The sequence below is a fragment of the Salifodinibacter halophilus genome, assembly GCA_012999515.1.
Taxonomy (GTDB): domain Bacteria; phylum Pseudomonadota; class Gammaproteobacteria; order Nevskiales; family Salinisphaeraceae; genus Salifodinibacter; species Salifodinibacter halophilus.
Window position 1 is genome coordinate 1 of sequence record JABEEB010000542.1, and the last position, 247, is coordinate 247.

The 247-nt window shown below is 69.2% G+C and carries 1 protein-coding gene; it reads right to left on the reverse strand.

Annotated elements, in window-relative coordinates; translation table 11 throughout:
- Positions 1-247 (reverse strand): methyl-accepting chemotaxis protein (locus tag HKX41_12770; GenBank protein NNC25008.1); only part of this gene is annotated, 247 nt, incomplete at both ends.

Genomic DNA, 247 nt, shown 5'->3' on the forward strand with positions numbered 1-247 from the left:
CTGCGCCTGCACGCCTTCGTTGACCGCTTCGAAGCGCGGCACCATCGCCTGCACGTTGTCGATCACCTGCGACAGCTGGCCGCCGACCTGCTGCACGTCGTGGGTGCCGCGCCGCACTTCCTCGGAGAACTTGTCCATGCCCATCACGCCGGCCGAGACCGCGGACTGGATCTCGCGCACCATCTGCTCGATGTCGAGCGTGGCCACCGCGGTCTGGTCGGCGAGGCGGCGGATCTCGGTGGCCACC